The organism is Duganella sp. 3397 (assembly GCF_031456625.1).
Classification (GTDB): domain Bacteria; phylum Pseudomonadota; class Gammaproteobacteria; order Burkholderiales; family Burkholderiaceae_D; genus Rugamonas; species Rugamonas phyllosphaerae.
On sequence record NZ_JAVDVB010000002.1, the window covers coordinates 62,066 to 74,763 of the forward strand.

Below are 12,698 nucleotides of genomic sequence, written 5' to 3' on the forward strand. Positions count from 1 at the left end.
TCACTGCTCGAGCAGGTAGGCGGCCATGTCGCGCGCATCCGATTCGGTCACGCCCATGGCCGGCATGGCGCTGTGGGGGCTGATGGCTTGCGGATCGCGGATGAAGCGCGCCAGGTTGGCGGCGTTATTGGGCAGGTCGTCGGCGATGAACTTGCGCGACCTGAGGTTTGCCAGCGCCGGGCCCACCGAAGTGTCGGAACCGACCACGCCGGGGATCATGTGGCAGGCATGGCATGCATACTGGGTAAAGGCCAGCTTTCCACGCCCCACGTCGGCCTGGGCGAACGACTGCCGTGGCGCGCGCTGTTGTGCACCTGACTGCGCGGTGATGTCGGCGTAATCCCTGGGCGTCATCGAGGGCAGGGCGACCAGGAACCCCACCACCGCCCAGATGTCCTCTTCCGCCAGGTGGTACTGCCAGGCCGGCATGCCGCTCATCTTGATGCCGTGGCGCGTGATCCAGTACAGCTCATTCGGGCGCCAGCGCCGCGCTGCGTCCGACAACGGCCCGGGTACCGGCTGCATGCTCTTGCCGATATCGTCCTGCGCTACGCCGGGCGCGCCGTGGCAGGTGACACAATTGTCGCGATACAGGCCGGCGCCGCGCACCACCTGGCTCGATGCCCGATAGGTGGCCGACGGTGCGCCGGGCGGCGTATCGGCCTCGCGCGCAATCGCTGGCGGCACTGCCACGTCGCGTGCATGAAAGCGCACCGATTCCAGCAAGCCCCGTTCCAGCACGTGGTACACCTGCGGGAAGTGCGACTTGGTGGCGCCGATATGATAGAAACCGCCATACAGCACCGTCAACCCGATGGCGCCGCCCACCACGCCAACTGTCGCCAACGTGGCGGCAACGGTGGTGATAACCAGTCGACGGCGGGTGTTGATCATCGGATGTTCCAGTATGGTTCTGTTGCCATTAATAAATCAATATCTTTCTTGTATTATAGCTATTCGATGACTAACACCGGATTGCTATCGTGCGCATGTCTCTTCATTCCTTGCCGTTTTTGTGCGCCGCTTTGCTGGCCGGCTGCGACAACGGTGGCAAGGCGCCGCTCGCACCGGCCACCGGCGACCCCGCGCGCGGCAAGCTGCTGCTGGCCCAATATCATTGTGGTTCGTGCCACGCGATTCCCGAGGTGCCGGCTGCGCGCGGCGGGATCGCACCTTCGCTCGATGGCTACGGGCGGCGCAGCTATATCGCCGGCCACGTGCCGAATGCCCCTGAAGCACTGGCGCGCTGGATCGTCGATCCGGCCGCCATGAAACCCGGCACCACCATGCCGGCCATGGGCGTCTCGCTCGACGACGCGCGGCACATGGCTGCCTACCTGACGGAGTTGCGATGACCAATATCGCACAACAATCGGTGCTGCATCCGGCCGGCCCCGATGCCGCCATCATCACCCAGCTGGCCTGGATCCTGTTCATCGGCGGCACGGTGTTGTTCGTCGGCGTGATGGTGCTGTGCGCCCTGAGCCTGCGGCGCGGGCAGAAGGTACGCCCGATGGTCTGGTTACTCGGTGGCGGCGTGCTGCTGCCGCTGGTGCTGCTCTCGGCACTGCTGGTGTTCGGCACCTGGCGCTCGGTGCAATTGACGCAGCCCTCGTCGCAGCATGCGGTCAAGATCGCCGTGATCGGCCACATGTGGTGGTGGGAGATCCGCTACAGCCATCCCGATGGCCGTGACGACGTGGTGCTGGCCAACGAGATCCGCCTGCCGGTGGGCCAGCCCGTGTACCTGGGCCTCAGTAGCGCGGACGTGATCCACAGCTTCTGGGCGCCTGCGCTGGCGGGCAAGGTGGACATGATTCCGGGCCGGGTGCACGGCATGACCTTGCAGGCCGACCGCGCCGGCGTGTACCGCGCCCAGTGCGCCGAATACTGCGGCGAGCAGCATGCACGCATGGCGCTGCACATCGTGGCGCAGCCGCCCGCCGAGTTCAAGGCGTGGCTGGCGGCGCAGGCCGGACCGGCGGTGAAATCGAACAGCACCGAAGTGGAACGCGGCCGCCGCGCCTTTGTCGAACAACGGTGCAGCGCCTGTCACACGGTGCGCGGCGTGGACGATCCGGCAGTTGCCGCGCCCACGGTGCAGGCCGCGGGTATCAATGCACCCGACCTCACGCACTTCGGCAGCCGGCTGTACCTGGGCGCTGGCGCCCAGCCCAACAACCGCGCCAACCTGACGGCCTGGATCGCCAACCCGCACATGGCCAAGCCCGGCGTGCGCATGCCCGCCAGTACCGACATCGATCCCGCCACGCTTGCCGCGCTGGCCGCTTACCTGGAAAGCCTGAAATGACCGCAGCCACCGACCAGGCCACTGCTTTGCCCAGCTCCCTGCCACGTCCGCCCGACGAAGTGGAAAAGCTCGAACGCGTATGGCGCACGCCGCGCGGCCTGGCCTTTCTCACTACCGTCAACAATACCAATATCGGCCTTCTTTACATCGGCACTGCGCTGCTGTTTTTTGTATTGGCCGGCATCCTGGGCCTGATGATCCGCGCCCAGCTGGCCGTGCCCGACGCCGGCCTGCTCACGCCCGCCACCTACAACCAGGTGTTCACCATGCATGGCACGGTGATGATGTTCCTGTTCGCCATTCCCGTGGTGGAAGCCATCGCCGTCTATCTGCTGCCCGGCATGCTCGGTGCGCGCGATTTGCCGTTCCCGCGCCTGTCGGCCTATGCCTACTGGGCCTACGCCGTGGGCGGTCTCGGATTTTTCACCAGCCTGTTCGTGGGGCTGGCGCCCGACGGCGGCTGGTTCATGTATCCGCCGCTGACCAGCAAGGAGTATTCGCCGGGACTCAATGCCGACTTCTGGCTGCTGGGGATTGGTTTCATCGAGATTTCGGCGATTGCCGGTGCGATCGAACTGATCGTCGGGATCCTGTTTACCCGCGCGCCGGGCATGACGCTCGCGCGCATGCCGGTCTATGCATGGGCCATGCTGGTCGTGGGCGTGATGATCGTGTTCGCGTTTCCAGCGGTGATCGCCGGCACCACCTTGCTGGAAATGGAGCGCGCGTTCGACTGGCCGTTCTTCATTCCCGATCGCGGCGGCGATCCCATTTTGTGGCAGCACCTGTTCTGGTTCTTCGGCCACCCGGAGGTGTACATCATCTTCCTGCCGGCCGCCGGCATGGTATCGACCATGATCCCCGCGCTGGCCGGTACGCCGCTGGTCGGCCATCGTTCCATCGTGGCCGCGCTGGTGATCGTCGGCTTCTTCAGCTTTGCGCTGTGGGCGCACCACATGTTCACGGCCGGCCTGGGCGTGCTGGAAACCAGCCTGGTGTCCGCCGCCAGCATGGCCGTGGCGATACCGACCGGGGTGCAGGTGTTTGCGTGGCTGGCCACCATGTGGCGCGGCCAGATGCGCATGGTCGCGCCCACGCTGTTCCTGCTCGGCTTCCTGTTCATCTTCGTGCTCGGCGGGCTCACCGGCGTGATGGTGGCGCTGCTGCCGTTCGACTGGCAGGCGCACGATACCTATTTCATCGTCGCCCACTTGCACTATGTGCTGATCGGCGGCCTGGTATTCCCGATGTTCGCGGCGATGTATTACTGGATGCCGCTCATCAGCGGTAATCAACTGTCCGAGAGAGTGGGGCGCTGGGTGTTCGGCCTGATGTTCGTGGGGATGAACCTGGCCTTCTTCCCGATGCACGTCGCCGGTTTGCTGGGCATGCCGCGTCGCGTTTACACATACGGCACCGAGATGGGGTGGGACGGCTACAACCTGGCTTCGTCGATCGGTGCGCTGATCCTGGCGCTGGGCGTGCTGCTGTTCATCGTCGATGCCGTGCGCACCTTGCGCTTGCCGAAACGCGAGGCCGGCAACCCGTGGCACGCGGCCACGCTGGAATGGCTGCCGAATGAAGACTACGCCACCCGCAGCATCCCGGACGTGCGTTCGCACGAGCCGCTTTGGGACCGCCCGCAGCTGATGACCGAAGTGCCGGAGGGGCAGCACTGGCTGCCGGGCACCGTCACCGGCCGTCGCGAGACCATCATCACCAGCCCGATCAGCGCGCGCCCGGTTTACCTGCAGATTCTGCCCGGCGACAGCTGGTGGCCGCTGATCGCTGCCGTCGGTACCGCCGGTTTCTTCCTGCTGCTCACCATCCAGTGGACGCTGGTATCGAGCCTGTGCGGCGTGGTGGCCGTGGCGGCGGTGGTGATCTGGATGTGGCAGTCGGATCGCTTGCCGATGCAGCGCACGGCCAGGGTGAGCGACACGGTGACACTGCCGGTGGGCGCCAGCGGGCCGGCGTCGCACTCGTGGTGGGGCACGATGATCATGCTGGTGGTCGATGGCACCATCTTCGCCTCGTTCCTGTTCGCGCACATCCACACTACCATGCGGCTGGACGTATGTCCGCCGCCGGGCAGCCGGGTGCCGGACGCCATCTGGCCGCTGCTCTCGTGCAGCCTGCTCATCGCCGGCTCGGCGCTGATCGAATGGACCCGCCGCAGCGACGGCAGATCGGGCGTCCACCGTCTGACCGTGCTGGTGGCGCTCGCGTGCGCGCTCGGCGCCTTTGCCGGCGACTTGCGCAGCCAGTTCCTCGCTGGCCTGGACCCTACCGCCAACGCCTGGGCGGCAACGATTGCCGCCATGCTGTCGTACCAGGGCCTGCACGCGGTCATACTCGTCATCCTGGCGCTGTACCTGGTGGCCCGCTCATGGACCGGCCGCCTGTCCACCGTCAACCGCGCCACGCTCGACAACTGCGCGCTGGTATGGCACTACGCCACGCTGCAGGGGGTGATGATCGCGGTGGTACTGCAAGTGCTGCCCAAGCTGATGGAGGGATGATGCGCGCTCAAGACAGGTTGTTGCCCCGCACTTTGACCGCCGTGCTGCCGCTGGTGCTCTGGGGGGGGCACTTCTTCTTCTGCTACGCGTGGGCGGCGGTGGCCTGTGAGCGCGGTAGCGACCCGGCGTGGGCGCTGGGCGCGGTGTCGGTGCTGGCAGTTGGGGCGGCGACAGTACTGTTCGTCCGGGCGCTGCGCCGGGTGTGCCAGTTGAGGGAGGGCCACACGTCACCGGCGCTGCACGACTGGGCTACGCTGGTGACGGCTGCGCTGTCGCTGGTGGCCATTGTCTGGACCTGCGTGCCGATGCTGATGGTCGATATGTGTTCGGGGCCAGCGGCGACGTAACCGGGCGTCCGACCTGTTGATGATGAACCGTTATACTACCGCCTTTTGTCTCAGCACGATTATCCAGCATGTCCAGAGAATCACGCCTGCCGCCCCGAAAATTCGTCGATACCCCTGAAGAGGCGCTGGCGAGAAAACACGCGCGCGAATTGAAGGACGCCCAGGTGCGCGGCGTGCCATCGATCGCGACAATGCGTGACGCCATTCGTCGCGTCAGCCGCGAGCTGCCCACGATTACCGAAGTGCCGCGCTGCGGTCACCTCGACGCGGCGGCCTTTCGCGCCCGCGCCGCCCGCGGCTTGCCGTTCCTGATCACGGGCGTGGTGGAACGCTGGCCGCTGTGCCGGCTCACCCCGGAGCAGCTGCGCGAACAATACGGCCATGTGCCGGTGCGCGCCCGCGTGGGCGACTATATCGCCAACGCCTTTGCCGCGGACCGGCCGATGCGCGACATGACGATGCGCGAATACCTCGATATTTCCCTCGCGGGTTCTGACGACTTGCCTCCCTATGTAGGGAACCTGGAGCTGCGCGAATTGAACAGCATGTGTCACTGGCCCGGCTACTTCGAAAAAATGGGGCCGCCGCGCTTCTGGCTCGGCCCGTTGCGGACCATGACGCCGCTGCACTGCGACTACGACGACAACGTCTTCGCGCAAATCTGGGGCATCAAGCGCATCTTCCTGGCGCCGCCGCACCACGACGAATTTCTGTACCCGAAGGAGGCGAACGCCATTCTGTTCGGCTCCCCGTTCGATCCCGAAGCCCCCGACTACGAGCGCTACCCGCTGGCGCGCCAGGCCAACTGCGTCGAAGTCATCGTCAACCCGGGCGACATGCTGTTCGTTCCCGCCGGCTGGTACCACCAGGTACGCGCGCTGACATTCTCGCTGTCGTCCAACCGCTGGGCCCGAGGAATCCCCCTGTCCCTCACCTGACCCAAATTCGAGGGTCAGTGCCGACATTCGGACATTTTTGAACTTCTCTGTTGTTGTTAACTTCAACGAAAAAGTTCCGTAATGTCCGAATGTCGGCACTGACCCCGAAGTTAAAGGTGATGCTGGCTGAAGAATTGCCAGATGGTTTCGTTGGCGTCGATGGTGGTGGTGGTTTTGCCGATGGGCAGGCCGATGTTGAAGGGATCGGCGCCGGGCCAGGTGTGACCGCCTTCGCGGATGGTGGCGAGCGCCACGCGCTGGCGGCCGTTGCCTTGCTCTTGCCAGGTGACGTCTGCGCCGATGTTCGCCGTTTTCGTCTCGCCTGCGGTAATGCCGTTGCGCTCGAGCCAGTAGGTGTAGGTCGCTGGCGCCGACAGGTAGCCGGTGGCCTTGCCGGCGTAAGCCACTACCTGGTCGGCGGTGCCGTGCAGCTGAAGTACGCCCACCTTGCTACGACTGGTGTGGTGGGCGATGACAGGTTCCGGCATCGGTGCGCCCACCGAGGCGACGGCGGCGAACAGCTGCGGCAATTCGGCGGCGAGGCGTAGCGCGAAGAAGCCGCCGCGCGACAGGCCGGTGGCGTACACGCGTTGGTCATCGACCCTGTAATCCTGCTTGAGCTTAGCCAGCAGCGCCTGCGTAAAGCCGATATCGTTGGTGCCGTCCTGGTACGACATGCCGAAGCCCACGTTCCAGTCCTGTTTGACGCCCGCTGGATATACCACGATGAATTCGTGGCGGTCAGCCGCGCGGTTCATTTGCGTGTACAGCATCTGCTCGGCCATGGTCATGCCGCCGCCGTGGAAGTTGAACACGACCGGGTAGACCTTGTGCGGCTGCTGGCCGTAAGACGGCGGCGTGTAGACCAGGTAGCGGCGCTTTTCCTCCTTGTGCACCAGCGACTTGACTTGCGCCAGCGCGGCGGCGGGCAGGGCGGTGCAGGCGATCAGGAACAGGCTGACGAGAATTTTCATGTGCGACTCCGGGGTGTTTAATGGAGACCGCAGCATGCAGGGGCACCGGTGAAATGCAGGTGAAGTTTGCCGGATTTATTGGTCGCGTGGCGTTGCGGCAGGCGTGATGGTCACGCGGTAGCCGTCGTCAACCGCGTCGAAAGCGATCTGCCACTGCATGGCTGCCGCGATGCGTCGCAGCAGGTGCTGGCCGTGGCGGAAGCCCTGGACAGCGGCAGGATGTTGCAGCGCTACCGTGTTGGTGATGGCGAGCGCGCCGGCCGAGAATTCAAGTTGCAGGCGGCAGTGGGCGCCGCCGTGGAAGACGGCGTTGCGCAGGCAGTTGTCGAGCAGGAGGCTGCACAGGTGTCGGTTGCCTGTTACCGGCAGTCGGTCCGGCAGCGACAATGCCAGGCCTTCGGCGTCCCAGCCTTCGTCCTCGATCAGCCGCAGCAGCCGTTCTTCGGCCAGGGCGCGCAGATCGAATGGAGTGGCGGCGATGTGCTCGGCGCGTGCCAGTGCGAACAGCACATCCACCGTCCCGCGCATTTCAGCGACGCCCGCGCGCAGCTGTTCCGCGTCCGCGCGGACAAGTACGGCATTGGCGCCAGCGGCTGTGACGCCAGCACCGGCAGCAGTCGCAGTCGCGCCGCCATCAATGTCACCGCCGCGCGCCAGCACATTGTGCATCACGGTCAGCGGCGTGCGCAGCTCGTGCCCCACATCGCGGGTAAAGTCATGCTCGCGTCGCAGCGCCGCGTGCAGGTCGTCGATGGTGGCGCCCAGCCGGTCGGCCAGGTAACCGATTTCGTCGCGCCGGCCGCTGGCGCTGAACCGGATCGCCGCACCTGGCGCTGCCAAGGAGACCGCGCGCACTTCCCGCGCCAGCACCTGCAACGGCGCCACCAGCCTGCGCGACAGCAGGTAGGCCAACAGCAGCGCCACCGCCAGCAGGCCGAGCGCCACTGCTGTGAGAAAGCCGCCAACCTCCTGGAACAGTTTGGCCACCACCAGCACCGGGCCAACTTCGGCCACCAGGTACACCCGTTGTCCACTTGAAGATGTCCCCAGGTCCAGCGTGCGGAGGTGGTAATGTTGTCCGGTGTCGGTGGCGATTTCGGCGCGCTCACGACCGGCCATGACTGCTTCTTCAACGACGTCCGGCAGAGCTGCCATGCTGCGGTACAAACGGATCAGCGTCAAATCCGGCGGCTTGATGTCGCCATGCTGGCGATAATGCATGGCAACGCCGTCAGCCTCGCGCGCCAGCAGCCGATCGACCAGCATGTCTTCGGTAACATACGAAATGACCACCGCCAGCACCGTGTAGCACACGCAGATCAGCAACGTGAAGCCGGCCAGGGCGGCGAACAGGCCGTGGCGGATCGACCTAAACATCGCCGCCGTTCGCGAAAGCCAGGCGGTAGCCCAACTGTGGAATCGTGACGATGATGTCTGGCGCGCCAGCGAGTTCGAGCTGCCTGCGCAGCGCGTACAGGTGCGACTTCAGGGCGTCGCTGTCCGGTGGATGGTCGCCCCACAGCGCGTGGATCAGTGCCGAGCGGGCCACCGCGTGCGGGTACGCTTCGCACAACAGCGATAGCACGCGGAACCCGGTGTGGGTGAGCGTCACCGGCGCGCCGTGGCACAGCGCGCGCCGCTCGCGCAGGTACAGCGTGAGCGGACCCGCCGTGGTCTGCTGGTCGCGGTGCAGTGCATTGCGGCGGGCCAGCGCTTCGCAGCGCAGCGCCAGTTCGCGCAGGTCGAACGGCTTGGTTACGTAATCGTCGGCGCCGCCGTGGAATCCCTGCGCCTTGTCTTCGAACGCGTCGCGCGCGGTGAGCATCAGCACCGGCACATTGCGCGCCGCCCGCGCCTTGATCGCGCGGCAAACGTCCAGGCCATCGATGTCGGGCAGGTTGAGGTCGAGCAGGACGACGTCATAGATATTGGTGGTCGCCAGTTCGACCGCCAGCGCACCGGTGCCTGCATGGTCGGCCTGCCACGCCAGTCCCTCGAGGAAGCCCACGACCTGGCGTGCGATGATTGGGTGGTCTTCGACGACCAGGATGGACAGGGACGGTTGGTGCATAACGGCGCAGGAAGTGAAATTGGTAGCGCGATGATATCCTGTCGCGACTGATGAAAGGCTATCCCATGGAACTCGACCACCTGTTTATTCGCGCACTGCCCGGCGCACCCGAAGCGCAATTGCTGCTCGCTGCAGGCCTGCTGGAGGGCAGCGGCAACCGTCACCCCGGCCAGGGCACGGCCAACCGCCGCTTCTTCTTCGAGAACGCCTTTCTCGAACTGCTGTGGATAGACGACGAGGCCGAGGTGTGCAGCGAAGCCACTGCGCGCACGCAACTGGCGCGGCGGCTCGGTGGCGCCAACGATGCGTCGCCGTTCGGCGTGTGCTTCCGGCCGTCGCCCACCGAGCGAGGCGTGCCATTTTCGACATGGGCTTACCGCCCTGGCTATCTGCCGGCCGGCATGCAGGTGGACATCGCCGACGACGCGCCGTTGGAGGAGCCGATGTGGTTCTACCTCGAGGAGGGCAGCGCGCCGGAACACGCACCGGCGGCGAGGCGCCAGCCGATGATTCATACGGCCGGCGTGCGACGTATCACTTCCGTGACCATTACGCTGCCTGCGCAACCGCCATATTCCGACGCGGCCCAGGCCAGCGACGTTGTAAGGCTCAGGCAAGGTGACGAGCACCTGATGGAGATCTGCTGCGACCATGGTGCAGATGGCAAACGCTTCGATTGCCGTCCCGGCATGCCGCTGGTCATGACATATTGATACCAAAAGATGGCCTATTGGCAGCAACCAAAACGTTAAACCAGTCTCATGTATATGTCACGGTATGTGCGCTGACTAACATTGCTAGCACGTTTCAAGCCGGAAAGCTATTGGACAAGCGCACTTTTTCTTGCTATAATTGATGCATATTTACAACAGGTGTAACAAGCATTAAGCAAAAGTAGCGACCACGCTACACATTGTTTTTCACCTCTGCCGTGAGAAGCAATCGATGGGCTCTCCGCCCAAGTTCAGGTTACCTGGCGCCATGCAGTTTCGGCGCCCGCCCCCTAATACGTCACTTGCTTGCGTGCGCCTCGCGCCGCGACATCGCCGACGGAATTCGCTTTGAATTCGCAATATTGCGCCCGCCGCAGCCGCAAGGCTTGCAGCGCTTCATCCATTCGTCCATCGAGGGAGAACCACGACGTGGCTAAACAAATTATTATCGATCATGTATTCAAGGTCTTCGGCGACAAGCCGGAAGAAGCACTGGCCATGGTCCGCCAGGGCGCCAGCAAGCAGGACATCCTGGCCGAAACCGAATGCACCATCGGCGTTTTCGACGCCACCTTCACCATCGAAGCGGGCGAGATCTTCGTCATCATGGGCCTGTCCGGTTCGGGCAAGTCCACCCTGGTGCGCATGCTCAACCGCCTGATCGAGCCCACTGACGGCCGCATCATGATCGATGGGAACGACATCAACACGCTGCCCGATAAAGAGCTGCGCGCGCTGCGCCGCAAGGACATCAGCATGGTGTTCCAGTCGTTTGCGCTGCTGCCGCAGATCACGGTGCTGGAAAATACCGGCTTCGGCATGGAGCTCGCCGGCATTCCCAAGGACGAACGCAATACCGCGTCCCTGCAGGCGCTCGAGCAGGTGGGCCTGGCCGGTTACGGCGCCAGCTACCCGGACGAACTGTCCGGCGGCATGCAGCAGCGCGTGGGCCTGGCCCGGGCGCTGGCCTGCGATCCGTCGATCCTGTTGATGGACGAAGCGTTTTCGGCGCTCGATCCGATCATGCGCACCGAGATGCAGTCCGAGCTGCTGCGCCTGCAGCAGATCAAGCGCCGCACCATCGTCTTCATTTCGCACGATCTCGATGAAGCGATGCGCATTGGCGACCGCGTGGCCATCATGAAGGACGGCCACGTGGTGCAGGTGGGCACGCCGGAAGAAATTCTGCGCAAACCCGCCAACGACTACGTGCGCAACTTCGTGCGCGGTGTCGATGCGGCGGCCGTGTTCAAGGCCGGCGATATCGCCCGCAAGAGCCAGATCGTGGTGTCGGAGTCGCCGACCCGTGGTTCGCGCGCCGCGCTGTCGATGCTCGAAGAGCAGGATCGCGCGTACGCCTACGTGGTCAGCCCGCAGAAGAAATTCATGGGCGTGGTGTCGGCCGATTCGTTGCGCACGGCGCTCGACGGCCATATCGGTCCGCTGGGCCTGGCCCACGCCTACCTGCCCGATGTGCCCACCATTGATGCCGATGAGCCGGTGGCCGGCCTGTTCGGCCAGGTGGCGCAGCTGCCGTATGCCGTCCCCGTGGTGGCCAACGATGGCAGCTTCCGCGGCGCCATCAGCAAGACGACCTTGCTGAAGTTCCTCGACCGCGACACGCCGCCGATTGCCGAACCACTTGCACAGAAAGGACAAGCATGAAATTAGCTAACCCCGCCGATACCGTCACCGCCGCGAATGCCGCGAACGCGACCACTGCCGCGCAACCAGCCGTAGAACAAGCCGCCCAGATCAACCCGTGGCTGCCGCAGCCTCCGACCGACACCTCGTGGTTGGATGCCGCCGCGCCGGCCGCCGCACCGGCGCACGCCACCGGTTTCCATTTCTCGCAGATCTTCGACGGTTCGCTGCCGCTCGAAGCGTGGATCAACCAGGGCCTGGGCTGGGTGGTGGCCAATTTCCGGCCGTTCTTCCAGGCCGTACGCGCGCCGATCGACGCCACCCTGACCGGCGTCAGCGACGTGCTGCTGGCCGCGCCCGCGCTGGCGGTGATCGCCATCGTGGGCGTGCTGGCCTGGCAATTCACCAGCCGCGCGCTGGCCATTGGCACCGTGCTGGCGCTGCTGGTCGTCTCCATGCTGGGCATCTGGCCCGAGGCGATGATCACGCTGTCGCTGGTGCTGACGTCACTGGCCTTCTGTTTGATCATCGGCCTGCCGCTGGGGATTTTCCTGGCCAGCAGCGACCGCGCGCAGAACCTGTTGCGCCCATTATTGGACGCGATGCAGACCACGCCAGCTTTTGTGTACCTGGTGCCGGTGGTGATGTTGTTCGGTATCGGTAACGCCCCTGGCGTGATCGTCACCATCATCTTCGCCTTGCCGCCGCTGGTGCGCCTGACCAACCTCGGTATTCGCCAGGTGCGTCCCGACCTGATCGAAGCGGCGCGTGCCTACGGCGCTTCGCCGTGGCAGCTGCTCACCCGGGTGCAGTTTCCGCTGGCGATGCCGTCGATTATGGCCGGTATCAACCAGTCGCTGATGCTGTCGCTGTCGATGGTGGTGATCGCCTCGATGATCGCTGTCGGTGGCCTGGGCCAGATGGTCTTGCGCGGTATCGGCCGTCTCGATATGGGTCTAGCTACCGTCGGTGGTCTCGGCATCGTGCTGCTGGCCATTACGCTCGACCGCCTGACGCAGGCCATGGGTCAGCCGCGCCGTGGCGTACGCCACTGGTACCAGACCGGCCCGGCCGGCCTGGTGATGCGCCTGGTGCGCCGCGAGCCGGCAGCGGTGCCGGCGCCAGCGCCGTTGCACGACAAGGCGCCGGCGCAGCTGGCCCCACAATAAGAAAGGAAC

General features: G+C 65.0%; 12 protein-coding genes. 8 read left to right on the forward strand and 4 right to left on the reverse strand.

Annotated elements, in window-relative coordinates; all coding sequences use genetic code 11:
• Positions 1–894, reverse strand: coding sequence for a c-type cytochrome (locus J2X54_RS04940; protein WP_070249602.1), 894 nt, complete (start codon positions 892–894; stop codon positions 1–3).
• 95 nt (positions 895–989) lie between these two features.
• Between J2X54_RS04940 and J2X54_RS04945 the strand changes: the two genes are divergently transcribed.
• From J2X54_RS04945 to J2X54_RS04965, 5 genes are all read left to right on the forward strand, one after another.
• Positions 990–1,355, forward strand: a complete 366-nt coding sequence (locus tag J2X54_RS04945; RefSeq protein ID WP_070249601.1) for a cytochrome c family protein — start codon at positions 990–992, stop codon at positions 1,353–1,355.
• Entirely contained in the window at positions 1,352–2,311 is a 960-nt protein-coding gene (locus tag J2X54_RS04950; RefSeq protein ID WP_310178564.1) for a c-type cytochrome, read from the forward strand. Before J2X54_RS04945 ends, J2X54_RS04950 begins: the two co-directional genes overlap by 4 nt.
• Positions 2,308–4,833: a cytochrome c oxidase subunit I gene (gene ctaD, locus J2X54_RS04955; RefSeq protein WP_310178567.1), complete on the forward strand. Its 2,526-nt coding sequence runs from the start codon at positions 2,308–2,310 to the stop codon at positions 4,831–4,833. Before J2X54_RS04950 ends, ctaD begins: the two co-directional genes overlap by 4 nt.
• 20 nt (positions 4,834–4,853) lie before the next feature.
• Positions 4,854–5,180, forward strand: a complete 327-nt coding sequence (locus J2X54_RS04960; RefSeq protein WP_310178570.1) for a hypothetical protein — start codon at positions 4,854–4,856, stop codon at positions 5,178–5,180.
• Between the two features lie 68 nt (positions 5,181–5,248).
• Complete coding sequence (locus tag J2X54_RS04965; RefSeq protein WP_310178572.1) at positions 5,249–6,118, forward strand: cupin-like domain-containing protein; 870 nt, start codon at positions 5,249–5,251, stop codon at positions 6,116–6,118.
• A 110-nt stretch (positions 6,119–6,228) separates the two neighbouring features.
• Here J2X54_RS04965 and J2X54_RS04970 read toward each other — a convergent pair whose 3' ends face one another.
• The 3 genes from J2X54_RS04970 to J2X54_RS04980 form a co-directional block, all read right to left on the reverse strand.
• The gene (locus J2X54_RS04970) at positions 6,229–7,092 is read right to left on the reverse strand and encodes an alpha/beta hydrolase-fold protein (RefSeq protein ID WP_310178575.1); all 864 of its coding nucleotides are present in this window, start codon (positions 7,090–7,092) and stop codon (positions 6,229–6,231) included.
• Between the two features lie 75 nt (positions 7,093–7,167).
• Positions 7,168–8,469 (reverse strand): hypothetical protein, encoded by a 1,302-nt coding sequence (locus J2X54_RS04975; RefSeq protein WP_310178578.1) that lies wholly within the window; start codon positions 8,467–8,469, stop codon positions 7,168–7,170.
• Complete coding sequence (locus J2X54_RS04980; RefSeq protein ID WP_310178583.1) at positions 8,462–9,163, reverse strand: response regulator transcription factor; 702 nt, start codon at positions 9,161–9,163, stop codon at positions 8,462–8,464. The genes J2X54_RS04975 and J2X54_RS04980 overlap by 8 nt, the downstream gene beginning before the upstream one ends.
• 65 nt (positions 9,164–9,228) lie before the next feature.
• Between J2X54_RS04980 and J2X54_RS04985 the strand changes: the two genes are divergently transcribed.
• The 3 genes from J2X54_RS04985 to proW all read left to right on the forward strand — a co-directional run bounded on the left by J2X54_RS04985 (position 9,229) and on the right by proW (position 12,689).
• Entirely contained in the window at positions 9,229–9,876 is a 648-nt protein-coding gene (locus tag J2X54_RS04985; protein ID WP_310178586.1) for a VOC family protein, read from the forward strand.
• A 429-nt stretch (positions 9,877–10,305) separates the two neighbouring features.
• A complete protein-coding gene (proV, locus tag J2X54_RS04990) occupies positions 10,306–11,541 on the forward strand; it encodes a glycine betaine/L-proline ABC transporter ATP-binding protein ProV (RefSeq protein ID WP_070247614.1) in 1,236 nt (411 codons plus the stop codon).
• The gene (proW, locus tag J2X54_RS04995) at positions 11,538–12,689 is read left to right on the forward strand and encodes a glycine betaine/L-proline ABC transporter permease ProW (RefSeq protein ID WP_310178598.1); all 1,152 of its coding nucleotides are present in this window, start codon (positions 11,538–11,540) and stop codon (positions 12,687–12,689) included. Before proV ends, proW begins: the two co-directional genes overlap by 4 nt.
• Positions 12,690–12,698 lie beyond the last annotated feature (9 nt).

What these genes read in the sequence shown, in the direction of transcription:
- J2X54_RS04940 (WP_070249602.1), bottom strand. Translation starts at nt 894, where the DNA reads ATGATCAACACCCGCCGTCGACTGGTTATCACCACCGTTGCCGCCACG.
- J2X54_RS04945 (WP_070249601.1), top strand. Translation starts at nt 990, where the DNA reads ATGTCTCTTCATTCCTTGCCGTTTTTGTGCGCCGCTTTGCTGGCCGGC.
- J2X54_RS04950 (WP_310178564.1), top strand. Translation starts at nt 1,352, where the DNA reads ATGACCAATATCGCACAACAATCGGTGCTGCATCCGGCCGGCCCCGAT.
- ctaD (WP_310178567.1), top strand. Translation starts at nt 2,308, where the DNA reads ATGACCGCAGCCACCGACCAGGCCACTGCTTTGCCCAGCTCCCTGCCA.
- J2X54_RS04965 (WP_310178572.1), top strand. Translation starts at nt 5,249, where the DNA reads ATGTCCAGAGAATCACGCCTGCCGCCCCGAAAATTCGTCGATACCCCT.
- J2X54_RS04970 (WP_310178575.1), bottom strand. Translation starts at nt 7,092, where the DNA reads ATGAAAATTCTCGTCAGCCTGTTCCTGATCGCCTGCACCGCCCTGCCC.
- J2X54_RS04975 (WP_310178578.1), bottom strand. Translation starts at nt 8,469, where the DNA reads ATGTTTAGGTCGATCCGCCACGGCCTGTTCGCCGCCCTGGCCGGCTTC.
- J2X54_RS04980 (WP_310178583.1), bottom strand. Translation starts at nt 9,163, where the DNA reads ATGCACCAACCGTCCCTGTCCATCCTGGTCGTCGAAGACCACCCAATC.
- J2X54_RS04985 (WP_310178586.1), top strand. Translation starts at nt 9,229, where the DNA reads ATGGAACTCGACCACCTGTTTATTCGCGCACTGCCCGGCGCACCCGAA.
- proW (WP_310178598.1), top strand. Translation starts at nt 11,538, where the DNA reads ATGAAATTAGCTAACCCCGCCGATACCGTCACCGCCGCGAATGCCGCG.